General features: G+C 67.4%; 18 protein-coding genes, 1 tRNA gene and 2 pseudogenes. 13 read left to right on the top strand and 8 right to left on the bottom strand.

Features of this window, described 5'->3' with window-relative positions:
• Window positions 1–85: 85 nt before the first annotated feature.
• The 6 genes from OHA19_RS23435 (at window position 86) to OHA19_RS23460 (ending at window position 9,233) form a co-directional block, all read left to right on the top strand.
• On the top strand, window positions 86–2,653 hold the full coding sequence (locus OHA19_RS23435) for a D-alanyl-D-alanine carboxypeptidase (RefSeq protein WP_405751420.1): 2,568 nt from the start codon (window positions 86–88) through the stop codon (window positions 2,651–2,653).
• Window positions 2,654–2,846: 193 nt separating this feature from the next.
• Complete coding sequence (locus tag OHA19_RS23440; RefSeq protein WP_405713637.1) at window positions 2,847–4,739, top strand: MFS transporter; 1,893 nt, start codon at window positions 2,847–2,849, stop codon at window positions 4,737–4,739.
• A 272-nt stretch (window positions 4,740–5,011) separates the two neighbouring features.
• Complete coding sequence (locus OHA19_RS23445; RefSeq protein ID WP_405753299.1) at window positions 5,012–5,425, top strand: hypothetical protein; 414 nt, start codon at window positions 5,012–5,014, stop codon at window positions 5,423–5,425.
• Window positions 5,426–5,951: 526 nt separating this feature from the next.
• Complete coding sequence (locus OHA19_RS23450; RefSeq protein ID WP_405713635.1) at window positions 5,952–6,401, top strand: hypothetical protein; 450 nt, start codon at window positions 5,952–5,954, stop codon at window positions 6,399–6,401.
• Window positions 6,401–8,575 carry a hypothetical protein gene (locus OHA19_RS23455; RefSeq protein WP_405751422.1) on the top strand — a complete coding sequence of 725 codons (2,175 nt, stop codon included), beginning with the start codon at window positions 6,401–6,403 and terminating at the stop codon, window positions 8,573–8,575. Before OHA19_RS23450 ends, OHA19_RS23455 begins: the two co-directional genes overlap by 1 nt.
• Before the next feature lie 25 nt (window positions 8,576–8,600).
• A complete protein-coding gene (locus OHA19_RS23460) occupies window positions 8,601–9,233 on the top strand; it encodes a hypothetical protein (protein ID WP_405713631.1) in 633 nt (210 codons plus the stop codon).
• Between the two features lie 123 nt (window positions 9,234–9,356).
• On the opposite strand, the gene OHA19_RS23465 is transcribed toward OHA19_RS23460, so the two are convergent.
• From OHA19_RS23465 to OHA19_RS23475, 3 genes are all read right to left on the bottom strand, one after another.
• The gene (locus OHA19_RS23465) at window positions 9,357–10,868 is read right to left on the bottom strand and encodes a chaplin (RefSeq protein ID WP_405751425.1); all 1,512 of its coding nucleotides are present in this window, start codon (window positions 10,866–10,868) and stop codon (window positions 9,357–9,359) included.
• A 210-nt stretch (window positions 10,869–11,078) separates the two neighbouring features.
• Window positions 11,079–11,768, bottom strand: coding sequence for a signal peptidase I (gene lepB, locus OHA19_RS23470; protein ID WP_405721566.1), 690 nt, complete (start codon window positions 11,766–11,768; stop codon window positions 11,079–11,081).
• 529 nt (window positions 11,769–12,297) lie between these two features.
• Window positions 12,298–12,933 carry a GNAT family N-acetyltransferase gene (locus tag OHA19_RS23475; RefSeq protein WP_405751427.1) on the bottom strand — a complete coding sequence of 212 codons (636 nt, stop codon included), beginning with the start codon at window positions 12,931–12,933 and terminating at the stop codon, window positions 12,298–12,300.
• Between the two features lie 113 nt (window positions 12,934–13,046).
• Between OHA19_RS23475 and OHA19_RS23480 the strand changes: the two are divergent.
• A pseudogene (locus OHA19_RS23480) lies at window positions 13,047–13,544 on the top strand (UTRA domain-containing protein); the annotation flags it as partial.
• Between the two features lie 59 nt (window positions 13,545–13,603).
• A complete protein-coding gene (locus OHA19_RS23485) occupies window positions 13,604–13,873 on the top strand; it encodes a hypothetical protein (protein ID WP_405753301.1) in 270 nt (89 codons plus the stop codon).
• 148 nt (window positions 13,874–14,021) lie between these two features.
• Here OHA19_RS23485 and OHA19_RS23490 read toward each other — a convergent pair whose 3' ends face one another.
• Window positions 14,022–14,666 (bottom strand): hypothetical protein, encoded by a 645-nt coding sequence (locus tag OHA19_RS23490; RefSeq protein ID WP_405751430.1) that lies wholly within the window; start codon window positions 14,664–14,666, stop codon window positions 14,022–14,024.
• Between the two features lie 505 nt (window positions 14,667–15,171).
• Window positions 15,172–15,594: a hypothetical protein gene (locus OHA19_RS23495; protein ID WP_405751432.1), complete on the bottom strand. Its 423-nt coding sequence runs from the start codon at window positions 15,592–15,594 to the stop codon at window positions 15,172–15,174.
• A gap of 389 nt (window positions 15,595–15,983) precedes the next feature.
• Here OHA19_RS23495 and OHA19_RS23500 point away from each other — a divergent pair.
• Together OHA19_RS23500 and OHA19_RS23505 are read left to right on the top strand one after the other, a co-directional pair.
• Window positions 15,984–16,709: pseudogene (locus OHA19_RS23500) on the top strand (tyrosine-type recombinase/integrase); the annotation flags it as partial.
• A gap of 561 nt (window positions 16,710–17,270) precedes the next feature.
• Window positions 17,271–17,369: transfer RNA gene (locus tag OHA19_RS23505), tRNA-Ser, on the top strand.
• Window positions 17,370–17,490: 121 nt separating this feature from the next.
• Here the strand turns inward: OHA19_RS23505 and OHA19_RS23510 are convergent.
• The 3 genes from OHA19_RS23510 to OHA19_RS23520 all read right to left on the bottom strand — a co-directional run bounded on the left by OHA19_RS23510 (window position 17,491) and on the right by OHA19_RS23520 (window position 19,878).
• Window positions 17,491–17,823: a hypothetical protein gene (locus OHA19_RS23510; RefSeq protein WP_405713620.1), complete on the bottom strand. Its 333-nt coding sequence runs from the start codon at window positions 17,821–17,823 to the stop codon at window positions 17,491–17,493.
• A gap of 598 nt (window positions 17,824–18,421) precedes the next feature.
• Window positions 18,422–19,087: a YdcF family protein gene (locus tag OHA19_RS23515; protein WP_405713619.1), complete on the bottom strand. Its 666-nt coding sequence runs from the start codon at window positions 19,085–19,087 to the stop codon at window positions 18,422–18,424.
• A complete protein-coding gene (locus tag OHA19_RS23520; RefSeq protein ID WP_405713617.1) occupies window positions 19,084–19,878 on the bottom strand; it encodes a GntR family transcriptional regulator in 795 nt (264 codons plus the stop codon). Before OHA19_RS23520 ends, OHA19_RS23515 begins: the two co-directional genes overlap by 4 nt.
• Before the next feature lie 157 nt (window positions 19,879–20,035).
• Between OHA19_RS23520 and OHA19_RS23525 the strand changes: the two genes are divergently transcribed.
• From OHA19_RS23525 to OHA19_RS23535, 3 genes are all read left to right on the top strand, one after another.
• A complete protein-coding gene (locus OHA19_RS23525; RefSeq protein ID WP_405713615.1) occupies window positions 20,036–20,365 on the top strand; it encodes a hypothetical protein in 330 nt (109 codons plus the stop codon).
• A 2-nt stretch (window positions 20,366–20,367) separates the two neighbouring features.
• Complete coding sequence (locus tag OHA19_RS23530) at window positions 20,368–21,720, top strand: FtsK/SpoIIIE domain-containing protein (protein ID WP_405713613.1); 1,353 nt, start codon at window positions 20,368–20,370, stop codon at window positions 21,718–21,720.
• Window positions 21,721–21,846: 126 nt separating this feature from the next.
• Entirely contained in the window at window positions 21,847–22,509 is a 663-nt protein-coding gene (locus tag OHA19_RS23535; protein ID WP_405713611.1) for a DUF2637 domain-containing protein, read from the top strand.
• Window positions 22,510–22,524 lie beyond the last annotated feature (15 nt).

Genomic DNA, 22,524 nt, shown 5'->3' on the forward strand with positions numbered 1-22,524 from the left:
TCGTTCTCGTCTAGCAGCCGGGCCGGTGGTTCACACGGGACACTGGTAGATGGTTCGGACAGCGCGGGGGTGTCCCCCGTGCCGCATGGAGGAGGCATCGGTGGCGGGCGAGTCCCCCGACAAGTCGAAGCAGCAGAAGTCGTCGGGTACGACTCGGAGCGAAAGCGATCCGCGGCTTGCCGTCTTCCGCGAACCGCCCGCCGATGACGCGGCCGCCGGAAGCGGAGAGTCCGGAGAGACGGAAACGGCCACGGCCGTCTTCCGTACGGACGCGGTTGCCGGGGCCGGCGAGGACGCCAAGTCGGACACGGCCACGGCCGTCTTCCGCGCGATGCAGTCCGAGGACGGCGGGAGCGGCGAGGCCGGTGACGGTTCGCGGGCGGAGCGCGTGGACGAGGACGCGGCTGCGGCCTCCGACGACGCCGACGGCGCTGTGAGCGCCGAGAAAGCCGAAGAGGCAGAGGAGAGCGCGAAGCGCGCCGACGGCCCGGAGGAGGCGCCTGGGGCGCCTGAGGACGTGGATGCCGCTGAGGCCGAGGCGGCGGATGCCCCGGAGAACGCGGACGCGGCCGGGGCCGCTGACAAGTCCGGCGGTGACGGCGGTGACGGCGGTGGCGAGTCCGGCGACGCGGACGACGACGAGTCCGACGCGGTGAGGACCGCTGAGGGCTCCGGGGAGGGTGACGCGCGGCTGCGTGCGGCTGTCGCCGCCTGGGTGTCGAAGGACGGCGACGAGGACGTGGAGGACGCGGAGGGCGCAGACGGCCACAGCGACGCGAAGGCCACCACGTCGGAGGACGCGGCTGGGGACGACGTAACTCCGGACGCGGCGACCGCGTCGGCCGATGCCGATGCCGATGCCGATGCCGATGCCGATGCCGATGCCGATGGCGACGAAGCCGAGGCGGACACCGCTGCCGCCACCGCCGACGCGGATGACGCCGCCGACGCGGACGGCGACGAGAAGTCCGGTGACTCGTCCGGCGACGACGAGGCTTCCTCCGCCGAGGAGAAGAAGGCCGACACCGAGGCCGACGACAGCACCGAGGCCGACGAAGACGCCGAAGGTGCGGAGAAGGACGCCGACGACTCCGCCGAGGACAAGGGCGGAATCGACCAGCCGACGGCCATCTTCAGGGCGCCCGCCGCACCCAAGGTCGACCAGCCGACGACCGCGCTGAAGATCCCGCCGCCCGAGCCGAAGTCCGAGTCCGCCGCCGAGCGGACCAGCAAGTTCGTACCCCTGCGCGGGGACGACGTACGGCCGGCTTCGACGCCCGCGCCCCGTAGGCCGGAGGCGCCCGCCGCCTCCGCCGCGCCGGCTCCCGCCGCGCTGTCCACCGCCGAGCGGACCACGCAGCAGCCGATGCCGCCGAAGCCGCCGCTCGACCTGCTGGCCGAGCTGACGAACACGCCTCCGCCACCGGAGACACCGGTCCGCACTGCCGTCCGCAGGGTCAAGATCTGGACCCCGCTGGTGCTGCTCCTGCTGATCGTCTTTGCGATCGTGCAGATGGTGCGCCCGCTCCCGGAGCCCGAGCTCCAGATGTCGGCGAAGGACACGTACACCTTCAAGGGCAGCAAGCCGACCCTGCCGTGGCCCGACGAGGGCCAGGGCTACATGGCGGCGACCGGTCTGGGCCCGGTGGGTTCGTTCGGTGAGCAGAAGGCCGTGCCGATCGGCAGTGTGGCCAAGGCGATGACCGCGTACATCGTGCTCAAGGACCACCCGCTGAAGAAGGGCGAGAAGGGTCCTTCCATCGAGATCGACGCCAAGGCGGAGTCGGACGGCCGGCTGGACGCGGAGGGCGAGTCGACCCTCAACACCGTGAAGGCCGGTGACAAGCTCACCGAGCAGGAGGCCCTCTCGGCCATAATGATCCCGTCCGCGAACAACATCGCGAGGCTGCTGGCGCGCTGGGACGCGGGGTCCGAGGCAGCGTTCGTCAAGAAGATGAACGAGACCGCCAAGTCGCTCGGCATGAAGAACACCACCTACACCGACCCGTCCGGACTCAACGCGACCACGGTGAGCTCGGCCGAGGACCAGGTGAAGCTGGGGCAGAAGCTGGTGGAGATCCCGGCGCTGATGGAGATCACCAAGCTGCCGTCGTGGACCGACCCGTCGGGCAAGAACTGGCGGAACTACAACACCCTCGTGCCTTACAACGGTGCGCTCGGCATCAAGACCGGCTCCACCAGCAAGGCCGGCGGGAACCTGCTCTTCGCCGCCCACAAGATGGTCGGCGACACCGACCAGCTGATCGTCGGCGCCGTCCTGGGCCAGCACAAGCCGGCCATCATCGACACGGTGAACGCGGTGAGCAAGGAAGTGATGCTCGCGACGCAGGACCTGCTGGAGGGCGCCAAGGTCGTGAAGAAGGGCGACGTCGTCGGCACCGTCTCGGACGGCCTCGGCGGCAGCGTCCCCGTGATCGCGACCAAGGACGTCTCGGCGGTCGGCTGGGCCGGCCTCACCGTGAAGATCGAGCTGACCGACGACGGGAAGACGATCCCGCACTCGGCGACGGCCGGCACCCACGTGGGCACGCTCACCGTGGGTGAGGGCACCAGCCAGGTGAAGGTGGCCGTCGCGCTGCAGAGCGACATGACCGAACCGGCCTTCGGCGACAAGCTGACCCGGATCGGCTGACCGCCCGGCGGGGAACGGCCCGAAGGCCGGAAAGAGCGATGACGGAAGGGGGTGCCGGTCCCGGCGCCCCCTTCCGCGCTGCGTACGTGTTAGCGTCCCGAGGCAACTCGATGACGCTGGGACGGCGTCCTCACGGGTGCACGGGGGACGGGGTACGAGGCCAGGCGGATTCGGGGAGACGGGGAGAGCCGCAGTGACCACCGCGGAGCCGAGACCCGGCCATGAGGCGGCCGACAGCACAGGCATGAGGGGCAGCGACATCGGCGGCAGCAGCGGTAGCGGCGGGAACACACGGACGACCGCGCCCACCCCGGAGGACGTGGCAGCCACGGGCGCCTCCGGGCAGCCGCCGCGCACCGACCCGTCGCGCAGGGCCCGCGCCCAGCGGCTGCTGCGGCATCCGGTGACGATCACGACGGCCGTCGCCGCGATCACCCACCTGCTCTGGTTCTTCTTCTGCGCGAACAGCGGCGGCGACATCGCGGCCCAGGACGCCTGGGCCGAGTTCGTCGGCCGGCACCCCGGGACCGCGTACAACCTGGCCTGGTACGGGGGCATGCACCCCGTCTCGTACAGCGTCGTCTCGCCGTATCTGATGTCGGTGCTCGGTGTCCGTACGACGATGATGATGGTCGGGACCGTGTCGGCGGCGCTGACCGCGCTGATCCTGGTCCGGGTCCGGGCCGTCCGCAACCCGCTGGCCTGCTCGCTCGCCGGGGCGTTCGCGTATCTGTGCAACGCGCTGTCGGGGCGGGTGACGTTCGGGCTCGGCATGATGTTCGCGGTGGCCGCGACGGCCGCGGTGTTCTGCTGGCCGTACCGCTGGCGGTACAAGCGGTGGGCGAAGGCGGCCGTCGCCGCGCCGCTCGCCGGGCTCGCGACGGCGAGCAGCCCCGTGGCCGGGCTGTTCCTGGGCGTGGTCGCCGCCGCGCTGTTCCTGAACAAGCGGCGCCCCGGTGCGTACGCGCTGGGCCTGGCCCCGGTCGCGGTGGTGGCGCTGTCCGCCTGGCTGTTCCCGTTCTCCGGTACACAGCCGATGTCGATCGCGACCCTGTCGCTGCCGTTCATCTTCGCGGTCCTCGTGTTCGTCCTCGTACCGCGCGACTGGAAGACGGTCCGCACCGCGGCCGCCGTGTACGGCGTCGGGACGCTGCTGACCTATGTGATCGACTCACAGATCGGCTCGAACATCACCCGGATGGCGATGCTGTTCGCCGGAGTGGTGCTCCTCGCCGCACTGCCCTACACCACGCCGCGCTCCCGGCGCTGGTACGCGCTGGTCGTCGCGTTCGCCGGGCTGAACTTCTGGATCGGCTTCAAGGGCGTCGACGACATCGTCCGCACCGCTCCCACCGCCGCCGGGGCGCGTGAGCTGGCCCCGCTGGTCCATCAGCTCCAGCAGGCCGGTGCCGAGCGGGGCAGGGTCGAGGTCGTGCCCGCGAGCAGTCACCGGGAGGCGTCCGGGCTCGCGCCGTTCGTCAATCTGGCCCGGGGCTGGAACCGGCAGGCGGACATGGAACGCAACCCGCTCTTCTACGACGACACCCTGGACAGCGCCAACTACCGCGAGTGGCTCGACCGCTGGGCGGTGCACTACGTGGTGCTGCCCAAGGGGAGGCCGGACGCCAGCGGCGCGGTGAAGGAGGCGCAGTTGGTCGACGAGGGGCTGCCGTATCTGAAGCCGGTGTGGTCCGACGCCAACTGGCGGCTCTTCGAGGTGGACAGCCCGGTGCCGCTGGCCGATCCGCCGGCCACGGTGGACGAGGCCGACGCGGGCGAGCTGACCATCCATGTGAAGACGCCGGGCCGGATCCTGATCCGTATCCCGTACTCGCGCTGGCTCGCCGTGGTCGACAGCGAGGGCAGGAGCGTCGAGCGGCCGCAGGAGACCGAGGAGTCCAAGCAGCGCACGGACGAGAGCACTCCGCGGACCTTCGTCAACACCAACGGCTGTCTGTTCAAGGCCGAGGAGGACGCGGACGGCGACGAGTGGACGGAACTGCTCGCACCGCGACCGGGTGTGTACCGGCTGGCCGCCCCCTACCAACTGTCACCCGGCACACCGTGCCCGGAGGAACTGCGCTGACCGAGTGCTGTCGTCAGCCTCCGCTGCTTCGGGGCCGCTCGGTGCTCGGAGCAGCGGGAGACGGTTCGGCGGGGGCCGAAGAGTCGCCGGTCTAGCGTCGAGCCATGACGGACACGACGCACGACCTCGCCGCTTCCGGCCACCCCGGCGAATCCAGCACCCCCACCGCCCACGACAGCACCCCCGACGCCGCCCCCGACGCCGCCCCCGACGCCGCCCACGACGAGACTCCGGCGACGGACGACCGCGACCCGGCACAGGTCCTGACGGCCATGGTCGACCACGTCCTGGCCCTCGCCGCGACCTGGACCGACTGGGATGGCCGCCCCGTCCCCGCAGGCGACCGGCTCTACACCCCGCACAAGGCGATCCGCCGCGTCGCCGACCACATGGTCGACCATCTCGCCGAGATGGAGGCCCGGCTCGTCGGCGAGGAGACGCAGCCCGATCACTGGCACGCCTCGGCGACCACCACCGCGGCCGACCTCGCCCCCTTCGCCGGAGCCGACCTCGACGAGGCACGCAGTCGGCTCACCCGCCTGGCCAGGATCTGGGCGAACCGCCTGGACGCCCTGACACCCGACGAGCTGGACCGGTCGGCCGGAACGGGATGGACCTTCCGCCAGCTCGCCTTCCATCTGGCCGAGTCGGTCTACTACGCGGACTCCGTGGGCGACCAGCATTGAGGTGAAGGCGGCCGCCGCCAACTACCCGTGGCCGCCGTCAACCACCCGTGAACGACCCGTGCTGACTGATGCCTCCTCGTCGGAGGATTGGACCACGACCCAGCCAAGAGCCTCGGCCCACCACTGGCCCTAGGCCACCGGATCTTCCGAGCGAACGATTACCTGTTCCCACTCCAAGGCCATCCGTAGAACTCAGGCCTGCCAGGGCCTTGGAAGGCAAACACACCCAGGCCCCCTCCTCGGGCTGAACCTGAAGACCCGCGGGGACAGTGTGCCCGGCCCGTCCTCGTAGGCCCCCAGCACATAGGCCGCAGGGCGAACCATCCGTACTCGTTGTCGGCGCTCGGCCGCATGCGTCCCTGACCGCTGGCCCGCAAGGGAGAGCCGAACAAGGGGGCCAGGCTGTCCGGTGATCCGTTCCAATTGCTTGTGTAGGGTCGGCCCTTGACATGACCGGGATGTCTGCCGGTCTTCCCGAGTGGAACGTCGATTTCTTGCTTGTCCGTACGGGGAAGGATTTCACCAGATGGTGTGGGACGAATGGGAGCAGCTGAAGGCCGACGCCAGCAGTAGAAGCTCCTCGCGAATGCAGTTGAACGGGGTTCCGGGCGGCACGGGCGGCGGCGGAGGGCAGCAGGGTGACCTCAAGGTCGACCAGCAGGACCTGGCTGCAGTCGGTGACAGCGCGTTCAAGCTGTTCACGGACCTCGGCCGCTACGGCCGTGACGCCTGGTCCAGCAGTCAGACCGCCGCCAAGGACCTCAGGACGCAGGAGTTCGAGCTCGGGGGCGCCCTGGACTCGGTCCAGGAACGGTGGGAGAAATCGCTGACCACCCTGCTCGACGCCTGTGCCCACATCTCCAACCACATGGACTTCACGAAGAAGGCCCACGCGGGCGACGAGTACTACATCGCGTCGACCGTCAGCAGCATCGCCACCCTTGACGAGGGTTTTGACGAGGGGACGAAGCGCTGATGGACCTCGAAGCACTCCGTCACGCCAACTTCTCAACGCTGAACACCGCGATCAGCGACTGGGGCACGGTCGTCAAGAGCCTGACGAGGCTGGAGAAGCAGTCGCGCGACGACATGAAGGCCAAGGCCGACAAGGCCAACTGGGCCGGCGTCAACGCCACTGTCTCGCGTGAGTTCATCTCCAAGACGACCGGTGAGTTCTCCGACGCCCTCACCCAGGCGACCTCCATCCACAACATCCTCAAGGACACGTACGACGAGCTCGTCGGGTACCGGGACAAGCTCACGAAGGCCCTGGACGACGGCTTCGAGAGGGACAAGCTCTCGGTCTACGGAGAGAAGGGCGGCGGCTTCCGTGTCATCGCGGCCGTCCACCCCGAACCTCCTGGCACCAAGGAGAAGGCCGAGGCTCTCAGGCACACGATCCAGGTTCTCCTCGGCGCGGCCACGACGAGCGACTCCACCGCCGCCCGTGCCCTGAAGGCGATAGCCGAACAGGCCGACTACGGCTTCTCCGGCGCCAAGTACGCCGACCGCGACTCCGCCGCCGACGCGCTGAAGAAGGCCGACGACATGGCGAAGCTGGCGAAGGACGCCAAGAAGATGTCGCCCGAGGAACTCGCCGAGTTCCAGCGGACCATGTCCAAGTACAAGGACGACGAGCTCTTCTCCGCCCAGTTCGCCTCCAAGCTGGGGGGCAAGGAGACCCTGCAGTTCTGGAACGACCTTGCCGAGGTTCACCGCGGCGCGACGGGCGAGGAGCTCAAGCAGCTCCAGAGCATTCAGAGGGACATGAGCATGACACTCGCGACGGCCACGCTGTCCGACGCGGACGGCATGCAGGAGTGGAAGAAGAGGGTCCTCGACGAGGCGACCACGGCCTTCCGGGCCAACTCCTCGGACCCGCTGAGGCCGAACGGTGCCATGGGCTACCAGGTCATGAGCAGCCTGATGCACCACGGCAAGTACGACTCCGAGTTCCTCGACGCCTACGGCAAGCAGCTCCTGAAGATGGACATGGCGCCGGCCGGAAGCCCCGGCATGGGCACCAACGACCTCTGGAAGGCCGGAAACGTCACGGACCTCGTCTTCGGCAAGGACAACGGCAGCGACCCGCTGATCGGCTACATGAAGGCCCTGTCCCACAACCCCGAGGCCGCGCTGGAGACCTTCGACGACAAGAAGGTCTTCGAGCACATGCTGGAGAGCACCCGGTACACCGACCGCGACGGTTCGGTGGCGCACGCCCTGGAGGCGGCGACGACGGGAATCGGGGACGGTGAGAGGCCGACCGACGTCCGGCCGCACAGCAAGGCGCAGGTCGCGCTGATGCAGGAGGTCATGCACGCGGTCGCACAGCCGGGGACCGGCGCCGATCTGGTGAACAAGGCCACGGGCGAGAGCTTCGGCGACATGGCCGCTGCCTACATGCCCGAGATCAGCCGGTCGGTCTCCGGTACGGGAGCCGAGTCGATCTTCTGGAGCAACAGCCAGGATCCCGACGGGCTCAACAAGCTGGATGCCACACGGTTCCTGTACGAGACGGCCCGCGACCCCATGGGCCGCGCCGCGATCATCGTCGGGGAGAGCGTCTACACGGCGAGTTCCCTGGAGGCGCACGTCGCCCAGCCGGAACTTTTCGACGGAAAGACGGAGGACGCGGTCAAGGCCATCTCCACGAACGCCGGAATCATCGAGGGCATCGTCGGACACTCGGTCGCGGACTCCGAGATCGCCGGTGACCTGGAGGCCGAGAAGGAAGCGAACGACGCCCTCAAGACCAAGGGCGACACGGTCAAGTCCTTCCTGGCCGCCGGGGTCGGCGTGGGTACCGTCGCCCTGGTGGGAACGGCACCGGCCGTGGCGGCGGCGAGCGCCGCGGTCAGCGGTTTCTTCGGTGGAGTCGCAGGTATGGCCGTCGACCGCCTCATCGACGGGCAGCAGATCGACGGCGCCCTGGACCAGGCCCTCTACGACAGCGGGGGGAAGCTGAACGACTCTTTGGAATCGACCAACGTGCAGACACAGGAGAGCGCCATCAAGGCCATGGAAAAGCACGGGTCCAAGGAACTGACGGAGGATGCCACGCGGAACATGATCCGCCTGGCGACTCAGGCGGGCTGGAACGACAGCGACAACATGTTGGAGGACGCCCATGCCCGGCCGGCCGCGTAATTTCTGAGTGGATGTGGGAATCCTCATGCAGGCACGTCGAAAGAAAAACTTCGTCACCGCGGGAATATGCTGCCTGGTGGCGTTCGCGGTGGTATTCGGATACCTGGAGATCTTCACCAAGGGCATCGACCGGCTGCCGGCCCGGCCGTGCGACGGCGCGGTGGACCGGGAGACGGCGGCGCATGCCCTGCCCTCGGCGCGTTCGGCCGAGGAGCGGGGGAGCCTTCGGCAAAACCGGTCGGAGGGGGATTACTTCTTTGCCTGTTACGTACGCACCAGCGGTGGCTCCGTCATCTCGGGAGAGGTGCAGCACCGCGACTCGGCTCCCGGCTCGTGGCGTGACTTCTACGCGGAGAACGGGGGCGACAAGAACCCGGTCGAGGTGTCGTCCGGCGGCATCAGAGCCTTGGCGCACCCGGACCGTGCGTACGTGTACGTCCCCTGCACCCCGCCCGGCAAGAAGCGGGGCGAGGCGCGGGAGGCTTATGCGCTGACCGTCGAGGCCCGCACCATCGGCGAAACCCGCGTCCACGGGAATGAGCTGCGGCAGGTCTTTGTCGACTTCGCTTACCAGCTTGCTCGTCACACGTACGAGGCTGTCGACTGCCAGGAATCGCGGACCTTCCCGAAGGAATTGCCCCGGCTCCCTGCGGCCTGAGGAACACCCGAGGCCCGGACCGCTTCCGCGCGGTCCGGGCCTCGGCGTACACCGGTATCCGTCACGCCGCCGCGACCAGCGCCGGGACCCGCCCGGTCGCGGTGCGGCGAGTGACTTGGTCGGCTAGCCGTTGACGCAGACGTTGCCCGCCGCCGGGTTGAGCACTCCGACGACGTTCACGGAGTTGCCGCAGGCATTGACCGGGATGTCCACGGGGGCCTGCACCAGATTGCCGGAAAGCAGACCGCCCGAACCCGTTGCGGTGCCCACCGCTGCCGACTTCCTCTTGACGGTCAGGGTCGCGGGGGCCGGGGGATTCAGACCGACCGTGGTGATCGCTTCGGGGCGGTTGACGTAGGTTCCCGCCTTGGCGGCGGTGACGTCCACCGTGACCGTGCAGGACTTCTCGCCTGCGGCCAGGTCGCCGCCGTTCAGAGTGACGGACGTGCCCCCCGCCGTCGCGGACACCGTGCCGTTTCCGCAGGTCGTCGACGCGTTCGCGCGCGAAGCCACCTTCACTCCGGTGGGCAGGCTTTCGGCGAAGCTGAAGTCGTCCTTCGCCGCCAGTTCACTGGTGTTGGTCACCGTCATCGCGACTGTCGAGGTGCCACGCTGCTCGATCGTGGCAGGACTGAACGCCTTGTCCAGCTGCGGAGTCGCATCCAGGATCCGGATGTTGTCGAATGCGTGGTCATTACCGAACCATTCGCCCTGCCCATTGACCATCTTGATGCCCAACTGGCTGTCGTTGAACAGCACAGCCCTGTTGCCGGCGAACCTTCCGGCCCGCAACCCGCCTCCTTCGGGGTAGGACTTGGAGCTGGGGTCGGTGCAGGGATTGATGGGGGTGGTGAAGGTGGGGATGTCCGAGCCGTTGTCGGTCAGATAGAACTTCAGCTGCGGATTCGCCTGGTCGCAATTCACGGCGGCTGCGTCCACCGCGAAGGTGATGTAGCGGTTCGGCTTCGCGATCGGGATCGGCTGCACGGTCCGGAACTCCACCCGGTCGGCGCCCGGTGGCACCCAGTTGGTGTATGCCGCGACCACGTGGTTGGTCGGCGGGTTCGTTCCGCCCACCTGTCCCAGCGCATTGGCCATGTCCTTCAGCACTGCCGGGCAGTCGGGCTGATCAGCGCCGGTCTGATCGAGGATGATGCCGTTGCACTGCCCGTGGTCGAGCCACGAGGGGTCGGCCGTGTATGTCTCGTCGAGCGGTGGGGCGCCGACGTAGTCCTCCAGGAAGACCGGAGTCTCACCTGTGTTCTCGAAGTCTTCGGCGAACACCGGAACCGGGGCCTGCGGGACCCCTGGAGTGCCAGGTGCCTGACGGGCGTTCACGCCCAGCGGCATGGCCTGGGCCTGGGCCTGGGCCTGGCCATGAAAGGCCAGCGGAGCACTCGCGATCGCAAGTGCCACCAAGGACGTCGATGCAGTGCGCGTGCGCCGGGAAAGCTTAATTACGGAAATTTCCACCATCTCTTTTCCGATTACCGCGGCGTGCAAGCAGCAGCGGACATGGGCGGAATTTGCGCAGCCCAGGCCATTGGATACGCACACCGATAGGCGGGTCGCCTGAATTTCAGCACACGTCGGCAACAATAGGCGACGAGTGATCTCGACGACTTCGTATTTCACCGCGTTGGCCGAACTGGGGCGGCAGTTTCTGCGCGCTTGTCCTGGAATTGCGTCCAGCAATGCGATGCCTGGGTGTGCGGGTCCCGGAAATTGTCAGTGAGTTCGAATGGAGGTCACTGAATCGGGTTCTGTCCCGGCCTGCCCGGTCCGGGGCAGAACCTGATCAGGGGGGCCGCACTGCCGCGCTCACGCCGGCCACAACACGCATACTCAAGATCGCCCAGGGGGCAGCCCTTGGGCCACAGGCCACGGCGGCACAGCTGCGAGCGTCCGACGGGCACGCCGCGCGGCCGCGTACCCCCCGATCCCCAGGCCGGTGCCGACCAGAGTCAGCACGATCCCGAGAACCCCGAGCGCCACCGACACCGCCGGCACAGTGAGACTCTTCTGCACTCGCCCGAGCACCCCGGATTCTGCGACGCTGCCCGACTGCTTGTCGAGGAAGAACCGCGAGTCGTTCGAATTCCCCCGGTGGTCGCCCAGCAGGAACAACCGTCCGTCCGGCACCTTCACGTCGTACGGCCCGGTTGCCGGGTTCACTTCGCCGCGCATCACATACGGTTCGTCGACCGGCTCACCGTTCACCGTGATCCGATTTCCGTCGCACACCACGTGATCACCACCCTTCCCGATGACCCGCTGCAGGACCGGTCTGCCTTGATAGCGATCGGGCACATTGACGAGTACGACATCGCCCCTGCGTATTTCGCCCGTGTCGATATGCTCGATGACCAGCCGCTCGCCCGGGCGGTACGTGGGCTCCATCGCCTCGCTCATGACGGTGGCGCCCTGGTAGTTCGTGAAGAAGTACCCGATGCCCCCCAGCGCCAGGACCAGCCCGAGTGGTACCAGTACCCAGGCCGCGACTCTCAACCCGCTCCCCGCTACCCGCTGCTGCATGAACACCCTTCCCTTGAGCCGCCCGAGGCCGGACGGACCAGCAGAGGTTAAGCGGTCTCGGGGCAGGAAGGCGCACCTCGCTCAGAGGGCCGCACAGGTCGGTGGGGCATTTGGCCCGGCCATTGTGTGCTCGCACGTGGGGAGCATCGTGCAGCAGGGCATCGGCAACGCGGACCGTCTACGGCAAGAGGCGGCCCGTCCGTGAGCGACCGACATCGTCGATGTCAGCTGTGGATGCCAAAGGCCACCCAGGGACGTTCCTGGGTGGCCTTTGCGCTGGTGCCCCCGGCAGGATTCGAACCTGCGACACCCGCTTTAGGAGTTTTCCCTGATCAAGGCTGCGACCTGCGTAAATGCCAGTCGCAGTACGTCTGGCTTTGGAAAACTCCCCTCCGTAGTTCTCACGTGTTCGTGGGGTTTCCCGTCCTCATGTGTGCCGAATGTGTTCCCCAAGGATGCCTTCCTGACAGGGTGCGGATCCCCTGAAGGGAAGATCTGGCCCGAGGGCGTACGGCTGACGCTTCGGGCTTCATGGCCGGTAGACGCACTCCGCCATGGTCGCGTGCTTCTTCCAGCCCAGCGTCTCGTACAGCGCGCGCCCGGCGTCGGTCGCGCCGAGGACTCCGAGGCCGGCACCCTCGTTCAGGGCATGGTCGGCGAGCGTGCGCATCACCAACTGCCCCAGCCCGCGCCGACGGTGGGCATCCCCGGTCCGCACTCGGTCCACGACTGCCGCATCCCCGAGCACCGCCATCTGCCCCTGGGCCGCCTGTTCGCCCGCCGCGTCCAGCACCCGCGCGAAGACGACGGCTCCGACGGTCTCCACCGTCACGGTGTATCCCTCTGGCTCGACCCGGTGGGCGGCCATGAGGTCGGTGACCATCAGGTGTCCGGTCTCCTCGTACGCCACCACCCACCCGGGGGACAGCCACGGCTCGATCACCTCTGGCTCCACGGGTATCTTCATCCAGGTCCGCGGCACGGCCACCGAGGCGGAGGCGCTGCGGACCCGCAACTCATCGGCCTCGGGCAGGACATGGCGTCCCACTTCACCCGGGCTGTCGGCCACCGCGATGTAGAACCCCCAGGGCATCTCGACCGGCGGCGGCGTCCGCCGCGATACGGCCCAGCCCGCCACCCAGGTCTCGACTAACTCCGCAACCATCAAGTCCTCCCGTGCCATCAGCAGTTGAGTAATGGTTACTCGCCGAGTGTGCACATTACATCTCCGTATGCAGTGGCGGCACTCTTCTGGTGAACGCCGCAGGTTGACACGTCGGCTGGGGCACCCTGGACCCGTGGACCGCCGCTGAGCCGGCATTGCGCGTCACCGTCCGCAGCAACACCGTTCAGGCCCAAGCGCACCTCACGACCCTGTTGAAGGTCCCCACGGGCAGCCCCATCGTGGAGACCACCTGCATCAGCCATGAAGGGGAGTCTCCGCACGGCCTGGCTCGCATTTACATGCCGCGCGACTTGGTCCCGGCCGGAGTGCTCGATGACGACTTCACGTGCCGAGAAGAAGTAACAAGATTCGCCCTCCTCGGCCCGCCGCCGGCCGCTCTCCGAGAGACGGTGTGCGCTCGCCCCTCGACGCCGGACGAAGCATCGGCCCTCCGCATCGGCCACGCGTCGGTCGTCCTCTCCACCACCCGCATCGCCACCGACTCCACCGGCCGCGTCGTCGAAGCCACGCTCTTGGCGTTTCCGGGAGATCGCGTAGACGCCGTCTTCACCACCCACCACGTGATCGACGAGAGGCAGACCCAAGGATGACAGCACCGAACGAACTGTGACTCCTCCCGTGGTCGGGCCCGGACGGCAAGTCCTGCTACCTGAGCACCGACGACCGGGGCGGCTACGTGTCCCGCCTGGCGGACAACATTGAAGCGGTCCAACTCGGCGCGGCGGCCGAGTTGCTGGAGCAGGCCTCCGAAGCCCTCGACGACCAGGACGCGATCCTTGACGAGATGCGGTGCCTGGTCAAGGAGCTGACCGGGGCTCTGCGGGACATCCTCCGCGTCGCAACTAGCCGCGGCCATCTCACGCGGTTCGCTCGCCGCCGCCCGAGGACCGCTTCGTCCCGAAGCAACTTGGGATGCTGACTGTCCTTGGGGCGATGCGCTCGTCACCTGCGCTGATGGTCCGCTGACGTCCACGGTTGTTCGCGACTGTCTGTCGCGGTTGTCACGCAGTTAGACACTCATGTCGGGCGCAGACCTGTGTGCGGCCGGGACAGCTCTCGGTACGCCGCTAAGCGGGTCTTCCGTTCCAGTCGTCGAGATGATCACGGGCCACGTCAAGGAACCCTGCGATCGCATTCGACACAGCTCCGATGGAGGCTGCTACCTCGCGGTATCGGATCAGGGGGCCTTCCGTAATGATCGTGAGATCATCGCTGTCTACTGACATGAAAGGGCTGCTTTGGACCAGTCCGACGTAGCTCTCCAGGTCACACAACGCGTCCCCGCACTTCTCAAGCACTGCATACGCTTCTTCGGCGACGACCTTTGGGCCAGCGAGCCTTACGCGGATCGCGGCATCGCCCATCGGGTCTAGCTGGGTGAGTAGGTCTTGTAGGGATGGGATTGCACCACGGCGTTCGTCTTCTCCGACGCTTTGGCTGTATGCCCCGACTGAGTTGACGGCGTCTTGGATCTGACTTAATGCCAGGCGCGCCGCCTTGGCGAACTCCTGATAGGAGTCCATTCGTGTCTGCCGTACGGACATGCCGTAGGCGTCGGCTCCCGATTTCGCGGCAGCACCCACGGTTCCCCGGCTGGAGAAACGAGCGGCGGCAACGGTGGCCACCCCTCCCACCAGGGCGCCAGCCACGCCAGCTATGGCGGCGATGGAGGCCGTGTTCGTGCCCTCAGACGCAAGTTGAATGGCTATCACAGGTCTGGCTCCAGTGCCCTGAGGTTGGTTCTATGTGTGCGGATCGCACGGTACAGCTGCACTCCCGCCCTGTAGAGGGCGTGATTTCGCCACCCGCGGGTCCTGCTCCTCTGGGTCGTGCAGGCGCAGAGAAGAAGCGCGTTCTGGTCCGTAGCTCTATGTAGATCGGTCGCGGACGGTCATTCCGGCCGTGCTACGGCCCTAGGAGGACGCTAACGGGCGGGACTGGTTGCTGTGGTTGCTGTACTTCAGTGCTGTACGCCGATCCCTGTCAGGGTGCGGGACGAACGGGCGTACGCCAACCTGTACGCCAACAGCAGCACACAATGGCACCTACTGACAGCCCAACACAGCGCCTATGATCAGGCTCAGTCTCGTCAGGACACGGCCTGAAAAGCGGAAGGTCGCTGGTTGGATCGCTTTACCACCGTTGACCGGTCGGCTAGCCATGAGTTCCGCTTGCGAACAGGCCGGTCAGCGGTGCTGCTTACCCGATGAGACGGCGTCAGAGCTTCAGCGGCCCGTAGGTGCCCGCGTGGAAGGTGAAGACGGTCGGCTCGGCGTCGAACTCCTCGCGGAAGTGCCCGCCGTAGCCAGGTTCTTCGACGTGAGGTGCGAGCAGGTCCAGGATGGGGACGAGGTCACCCATCATGTCGTCGAGCCAGAGGTTGCGGCTGAACAGCCCCCAGACGTGGCGCTCACCGCTGGCCGTGAAGCCCCAGGACTGGCGTCGTAGGGACGCGAAGTCACCTCCGGGCAGGCGGCTGTCGGGATCCGGGGAGAGCAGCGGATATGTGTGCTCCTCCTCGTCGAGCCCTGCCGGGCGTTCAGGGGTCAGGCCGAGGTGCCATCGCAGGGCGTCCAGGACCGCGTCGGGCGTGTCGTCGCGGAGGAGGCAGGCGAAGACGACTTCGTAGTGGAGGCTCACGGAGCCGTATTCTGCCCGGCACGACCGACAGGCCCGGAGTGTCGCCTCAAGGCCTGGACGCTCTGACTGAAGCCTCTACGGTCATCCTCTGGCCAACATGGGGTGGCGTATCCGGCTTGGAAGGTCGTAACCACAGGTCAGCGTGCCTGCCGCAGCACAGAAGCGGATGGTCTTGAAAACCGTCGTGGCAGCGATGTCACCGTGGGTTCAAATCCCACACTCACCGCAGATGGACGGCCCCTGACCAGGTAAGTCGGTCGGGGGCCGTTCTCGTGTGGGCTGTCCGTCAACCACCGTGGTTACCCGTCAGTTCCCGGACGATCGGGCACGGCAGGGGCACGGGAACCTTCTGCTCCGTAGCTCTTGTGCCGCCGGGGCCCGGTGTCGCTCGCGTCCTGCGGTCGGCGCTGTCCTCCGCCTGCCGTGAGGAACTGATCACGCGCAACGTCGCCAAGCTCGTCGAACCGACCCGGACCGACAACCGCGAACTGAAGCCCTGGACTCTCGATGAAACGCTGGACTTCCTCGTGGCCTCCCGCAAGGACCCGTTGTACGCGGCGTTCGTGCTCGCCATCGCCATGGGGCTCCGCCGGGGTGAGATCGTCGGACTGCGCTGGTCGGACCTCGACCTGGACAACCGCGTCCTCCACGTCCGCCGGCAGACCCAGTGCCGTCGGGGTGTCCTGTACGACGACGATCCCAAGAGCCGCCGTCGCCGGGTCGTCCCGCTACCCGCCCTCTGCATCGCGCCCCTGCGCTGGCACCGGATGCGGCAGGCAGCTGCTCGTGCCAAGGCGGGGGAGCAGTGGCAGGACTCCGGCTACGTCTTCACCACCCGCACCGGCCGCCAGGTCGAGCCGCGGAACGTCTACCGCTCCTTCACCCGCGTCGCCCAGTCCGCCGGCCTCCGCGTGATCCGACTGCACGACGCCCGGCACGGCACGGCCACTCTCCTCACGGCGGCCGGAGTCGCGCCCCGTGTCGTGATGGAGATCCTCGGACACTCTCAGATCAGCATCACCATGGACGTGTACACGCACGTCGTCCAGGACACCCAGCGAGAGGCCATGAGCCACATGGACTGGCTGCTCAGGAGGCGCCCCGGTCGTCAGTGACCGCCGCCGTTGATGTCAAAGGTGGATGTCAAAGCAGAGGGGGCACCGCCGAAAATCCGGAGGTGCCCCCTCTGACCTGTGTGCCCCCGGCAGGATTCGAACCTGCGACACCCGCTTTAGGAGCGTGGTGGGGCGAGTTGGGCTCTGACCTGCGGGATGCCGACTTTGGCGTCTGCTGGCTGTGGCCTCCGTCAGCAGCCGCAGTTCCCCGTGAGTCCCCGCCCGATCTGGCGCGGTTGTGGCACGGGGAAGTTGCCGCACTTCGCTGCTGCACGGGGCGGGGCCTCCTGAAGCGACGACCCAGAAATCTGCCGTTCGAGCTCGGCAAGAGTCCGGATGAACTATCCTGGCAACGCCGTCAGTTGAGGCAAGGGGTATGGAGCATCTGTTCGACTCAGATGGCAGTTCTCGCCCTGGCTGTCCTGGCTCTGGTTGTGTTGCGATTCGTGGGTCTGGCCTTGGAAAGTTCCAGAAATCGTAGGGCACGGAGTGAGGGGAGTTCGCTTATGGGCAGAGGGAGACTGATTGTTGTGGCTATTTTGGATGTAGTCGGGGCAGTCGGGGCAAGCTGCGTGGCCGGTCTGCCACCCCTTACCTGAGCTGACGGTCTTGAAAACCGTCGTGGCAGCGATGTCACCGTGGGTTCAAATCCCACACCCACCGCGGATGAACGGCCCCTGACCGGGTGAATCGGTCGGGGGCCGTTCGTGTGAGTCTTGCCTGTAGTGTGCCGCTTTTCTCCGTGGCTCCCCGGTCTATCGGGCACGTGTGGGGCACGGCGCTACGGCGTGATCCAGTCTGCCCAACCAAAGGTGAACTTGTATGCGGCGCGTGCCGCGTCCCAACCTCGGCTACCTGCTAGGAACGCTACGGCTAGGGAGACGACGAACAGCGCGGCAAAGGCTCCAGCGATGATCGCGCCCGTCCTCGGCGACCAGACCATGCCCACGAAGATGCTCGCGGTGATCGCGATCGCCAAGCCCATGTGGGCAACGGGCATCTCAACGCGAAACAGCTCCCGCACCGCCCCCCGCGATGCCTGCATGTCTGCCTTGTAGCGCTCTCTAGCCGCATCAGGATCGGCGTTCGGCCCCTCGGGCCACTGCTGCTCCACGAGCATCCTCCCCCTTCGCCCCTGGCCGGGAGCTTAGACCTCCACCTTCCCCATCACCTCAACCCACCACTCACCCAGCTCCCATCCCGTCCGCCTTCGACCCACACACCGTGGAGCGGGCGTGGTTCAGGGCGTCAAGGTGGAGCGCGCCACTGTACGAACGACCTTGACGCCCTGGGCCGCGACTGCTCGGCTTTGCCTGGGTCGAAGGCGGTCGGGATGGGAGCTCCACGACGCTCGCCACGAATCTGCCGGCACCCGCGAACGGCGCCCCGTCCCATCCCGGAGTCTGAGCGCCCCCGCCGGAGGCATGTGTTTGGCCCGCGGATCGGGTCTCGGCTCATGCCTTTCGGCCTATCCACTGCGGGCGCGCGTCGGCGGCGGCAGCGACGAGCGGGCCGGAGGCAGGAGCGCGGGAGCGGCCAGAGCCGGGAAGCGCGCCCGGCGGAGCGGAGCGCAGCCGGGTGCCTTGATGAGGTAGAGAAACCTGTAACAACCCGGCTCGGGTCAAGCGCTAATGATCACCTTGCGGCCGTCGTGCGAACGAACGCGGGGGCATCGTTCAGCGGGGCAACCGTGCTGCGCGCCGAGTGCGATCTCAGGTGGACGGCTTGTCGGTGGTGAGGAGCCGACTCGTGAAGCCTTCTCGGCACAACCGCTCGTATGCCTCCATCACGTCATCCGGCACCGGCTGCTTGATCGTGAAGCCCTGGTCTGGGTAGATCAGCAACCGCTGCAGTGCGCCTACAAGCATGTCGATCACCAAGCGAGCGTCCTGGATGGAGTCGACGTATTCGTTCAACGTCATCGGCGTGGATGCGCTGATGATCTCAACCTCCGGCCACGCCTTACATGCTGTCGCGTAGGCGCGCCTCTCCTCGTACGGCTTGCTGATCAGGAGGACGGAGGACACTTCCACCCCCGCCTCTTCGAGCAGGGCCTTGGAGAAGCGGATGTTCTCACCGGTGTTGCGAGCCCGCGGCTCGACGAGAACGTCCGAGGACGGCACGCCAAGCTCGATCGCCCGCTCTCGGTAGTGGACAGCTTCGCCGCGGGGCATGCGTTCCCGCGTTGTGGGGCTGGTGGCGCCGGTGAACACGAGCAGTGGAGCCATGCCGCGCTTGTATAGGGCAACCGCCGTGTCGGCCACGCCGAGGTCGTGGCTGCCCAGGCCGATTGCGACTGAGCACGGCCGGACTGTGTGGCCCATCTGGTGGTAGTCCCACAAGCGTCGCGTATCTGCCCATGCCTGCGCTGAGATCATTGCTGCTCTTCCCTGCCCTTCGCCGAGTCCGGGACCTTGAAGTCGTATTCCCAGGCAAAGCGTGAGGCTGCATGTACACCGATGGCGAATTCAACCACCGTGCCAGCGGCCGTGTAGGTCGTCCGATGCAGCTCGACGACTGGTTCGCCCGGTGGTAGCTGCAAGAGCTTTACCTCGTCCGGCGTTGCAGCACGGGCGAAGATCTCCTCCTTCATGTGGTCGATCTCGTAACCCGCGTCGTACAGCACGCGGAATCCGCCGCCGCGCCCCGCCGGCCCTGGTGTGGGGTCCACCAGCCGCGTGCCCTCGACGTGTTCGGGCCGGTAGTAGCTGGTCAGGGTATGCGTTGGTTGGTCGCCCTCCTTCACCAGCCGCGCGCGGGCATAGACCTCAGCTCCCACAGGTAGTCCATGTGCCGCGGCCACCTCGGGTGAGGCTTCAACGAGATTGATTGCCTGGGTCTGCTCGTTCCGGCGGTAGGTGCGTCCGGACGCCACGCGGTCCGCGATGAACGCCACCTCGTCGCCGTCCCGCCACTTGGCTTTGTCGTACCTGGCGATACCGAGCCGCTTGAGCGGGACGTGTTGCCGCACGACGGTGCCATGGCCTCGCGATGAGGTAACGAGACCCTCTGCTTCGAGGGCCTTGTAGGCGGCGTGAACCGTGGACTTGGAGCCCTCGCCAGCGTCGACGAGCTCTCTGATGTGCGGAAGCTGCTGGCCGGGAGCGTATTCACCGCGCTTGATCTGTTCGGCCAGCTTGTCTGCTAGCTCTCGCCACTTGGGCGCCATTACGAACCCCTTTCGACAAGCCAAGTCAAACACAGTCCCAGGACTGTTGACAGTCCCAGGACTGCATGCCACTGTCTTCTTACGCACTCGCAGTCCTAGGACAGCGGAGGCAAAGGGCCTTCTTTGGGCTGCTCCGAAGTCAAGACAGGGGAATCTCATGCCGTCGTTCAAGATCGATGTTTCGACCGCTGTCGTGTTCGTTGCGACGCCTCCGACTCCGAAGCTCGTGAGTAAGCAGACCGGTGAGATCGCGATGGACCGGGAGACCGGTGCTCCGCTCGCGACGGTGGGTCTGCTGATCTCGGACGAGGGGGAGGGCAACCTCTACCAGGTGACGGTGCCGAGCACGGGTGTCCCGGAGGGTCTGGCCCCGGGGACGCTGGTGACCGTGATCGGGCTGAAGGCGCGGGACTGGGAGAACACGTTCAACGGTCAGAGCCGTCACGGGATCAGCTTCCGCGCGGTCGCTATCACGGCGGGTGCCTGACGATGTCGGACCTCGCCTCGGTGCTTGAAGTATCCGGCGCAATAGCTGCCGTCGGTGGGCTCGGCTACGCGAAGGCACGTGCTCCTCGCGTGTTCTGGTCGCTGGCTGGTCTGCCGGTGGCGCGGGTCCGGTTCTCGCTCACCTACCGGTCCACGATGGATGTGTGCGGGCTGACGGTTCAGCCGTCCCGCCTGCGGGCGTTCATGGTCCGTAACGTGGCCCGTCGCCAGGATGTGCAGCCGGTCCCGCCGAAGGTCCGCCGGGTCAGCGGCTCCTCCACGGGCATGCGGGTCACCCTTCGCCTCCCGGCTGGTCTGGAGCCCGCCGATGTGGCTGCGGCTTCGGAACGGCTGCGGCACGCCTGGGGCGTCCACTCGGTGCACGTGGTGGAGGTCAAGCCCGGCTTCGTGGAGCTGCGCATGACCGGCTACGACGTGCTGCGCCGAGTGAAGATGCCGCGCCGCCTGCCCCGCAAGCTGATGTCCGGCCCGATGGTGGTGCCGGTCGCGTTGCGGGAAGACGGTGCGGCGTTCGTCCGGGACTACAAGAAGATCCCGCACGCCCTGACCTTGGGGGCGAATCAGTCGGGCAAGTCGATGTATCAGCGCAACCTCATCGCCGGTCTGGCGAAACTGCCGGTGGGCCTGGTCGGGATCGACTGCAAGCGCGGTGTCGAACAGCGCGGCTACGCGCCCCGACTGTCCGCCCTTGCGGTCACTCCGGATGAGGCGTCGGATCTGCTGGAAGTCCTGGTCCGGGAGATGGAAGAGCGCTTCGACCTCCTGAGCGCTCAAGGTGTCGCCGACCTGTGGGACCTGTCGGTCAAGGTGCGGCCGGTGCCGTTGGTCGTGCTGGTGGACGAGGTGGCGGAACTGTTCCTGACCGCGGCAAAGAAGGATGAGGAACGCCGGGACCGGATGGTGATGCACATGATCCGCCTCGCGCAGATGGCTCGGGCGGTCGGCATCTATCTGGAGGTTTGCGGGCAGCGCTTCGGCTCCGAGCTCGGTAAGGGCGCCACCATGCTCCGTGCTCAGCTCACGGGCCGTGTGGTGCACCGCGTGAACGACAAGCAGACCGCGGACATGGGCCTGGGTGACATCGCCCCCGATGCGGTCTTCGCCGTCACCACGATTGCGCCGGATCGTCCCGGTGTGGCCGTGGCCGGTGACTCCTCCGGCGGCTGGTCCCGCATCCGCACCCCGGAAATGACCCCCGCCGACGCCGTGGCCGTGTGCCAGGAGTACGCGCACCTGACGCCGAACATTCCGGCGCTGGCTCCGTTCCGGCCCGTCGTCCGCACCGCCCCGGCTCCCGCTTCGCCGCTGGTCAGTCCGGTGCCGGTCGCCGAGTAACACCCCGCCCCACCTCGGTCGGCGTGACCTTCTCGCGCCAGGTCCCTACCCCATCCATGCCCGGCGCCGGGCGGTCGACCACCGTCCCGCCCGACCCCGGTCCCACCCCGAATGGAGGTGAATCCGATGTCCCGCACCCTGCGCCTCGACGCCGTACTGATTCAGGCTGTCATCGCCGGTGCCCTGTCCTTCTCCCACCTGCACGACCTCGCACAAGCGGCCGGACAGGACGGCTGGAAGGCCTGGGCCTACCCGATCAGCGTGGATCTGCTGCTCGTCGCAGCCTGGCGCCGCATGCGCACTCACGCAGACAACCGAGCCGCCTGGATCTGGTTCGTCATCGCCTTGGCTGCATCCCTCGGCGCGAACATCGCCACCGCCGGACTCCTCGACCTGAACGCCGTACCGGCCTGGCTCCGCATCCTCGTCGCGGGATGGCCCGCCCTTGCCTTCCTCGGCGGCACCCTCCTCGCCCACGCCCCCAATCCGCCGGCCGACCCCGAACCGGTTCCGGCTCCTGTGGCCCTGGCTGAACCGGATGTTGAGCCGGTCCCGGACGTCACCGTGGAGCGAGCTCCCGAGCCTGCCCCGGAACTCCTGCCCGCCCCTGCTCCGGTCGTGGATGCGACTCCGGCTGTGACTGTTCCTCCCGCGTTGCTCGACCACGCCCGGAAGGTCGCCGACCAGCACCACGCCACAACCGGCAACCGGATCGACACGGCAACCCTGCGCACCCGCCTCGGCGTCCCGGCACAGCTCGCCGACGCCATCACCGTCCAACTTGCCTGACCGGAAAGGAAAACA

Origin of the sequence: Streptomyces sp. NBC_00012, assembly GCF_045040875.1 — a bacterium.
In the GTDB taxonomy this organism is placed as follows: Bacteria; Actinomycetota; Actinomycetes; order Streptomycetales; family Streptomycetaceae; genus Streptomyces.

Excerpts from the sequence above, each read along its gene's own strand:
- OHA19_RS23450 (WP_405713635.1), top strand. The coding sequence starts at position 5,952 with ATGGTGTGGGACGAATGGGAGCAGCTGAAGGCCGACGCCAGCAGTAGA.
- OHA19_RS23520 (WP_405713617.1), bottom strand. The coding sequence starts at position 19,878 with ATGGCGCCCAAGTGGCGAGAGCTAGCAGACAAGCTGGCCGAACAGATC.
- OHA19_RS23475 (WP_405751427.1), bottom strand. The coding sequence starts at position 12,933 with ATGGTTGCGGAGTTAGTCGAGACCTGGGTGGCGGGCTGGGCCGTATCG.
- lepB (WP_405721566.1), bottom strand. The coding sequence starts at position 11,768 with ATGCAGCAGCGGGTAGCGGGGAGCGGGTTGAGAGTCGCGGCCTGGGTA.
- OHA19_RS23530 (WP_405713613.1), top strand. The coding sequence starts at position 20,368 with ATGTCGGACCTCGCCTCGGTGCTTGAAGTATCCGGCGCAATAGCTGCC.
- OHA19_RS23515 (WP_405713619.1), bottom strand. The coding sequence starts at position 19,087 with ATGATCTCAGCGCAGGCATGGGCAGATACGCGACGCTTGTGGGACTAC.
- OHA19_RS23445 (WP_405753299.1), top strand. The coding sequence starts at position 5,012 with ATGGTCGACCACGTCCTGGCCCTCGCCGCGACCTGGACCGACTGGGAT.
- OHA19_RS23525 (WP_405713615.1), top strand. The coding sequence starts at position 20,036 with ATGCCGTCGTTCAAGATCGATGTTTCGACCGCTGTCGTGTTCGTTGCG.
- OHA19_RS23535 (WP_405713611.1), top strand. The coding sequence starts at position 21,847 with ATGTCCCGCACCCTGCGCCTCGACGCCGTACTGATTCAGGCTGTCATC.
- OHA19_RS23460 (WP_405713631.1), top strand. The coding sequence starts at position 8,601 with ATGCAGGCACGTCGAAAGAAAAACTTCGTCACCGCGGGAATATGCTGC.
- OHA19_RS23435 (WP_405751420.1), top strand. The coding sequence starts at position 86 with ATGGAGGAGGCATCGGTGGCGGGCGAGTCCCCCGACAAGTCGAAGCAG.
- OHA19_RS23455 (WP_405751422.1), top strand. The coding sequence starts at position 6,401 with ATGGACCTCGAAGCACTCCGTCACGCCAACTTCTCAACGCTGAACACC.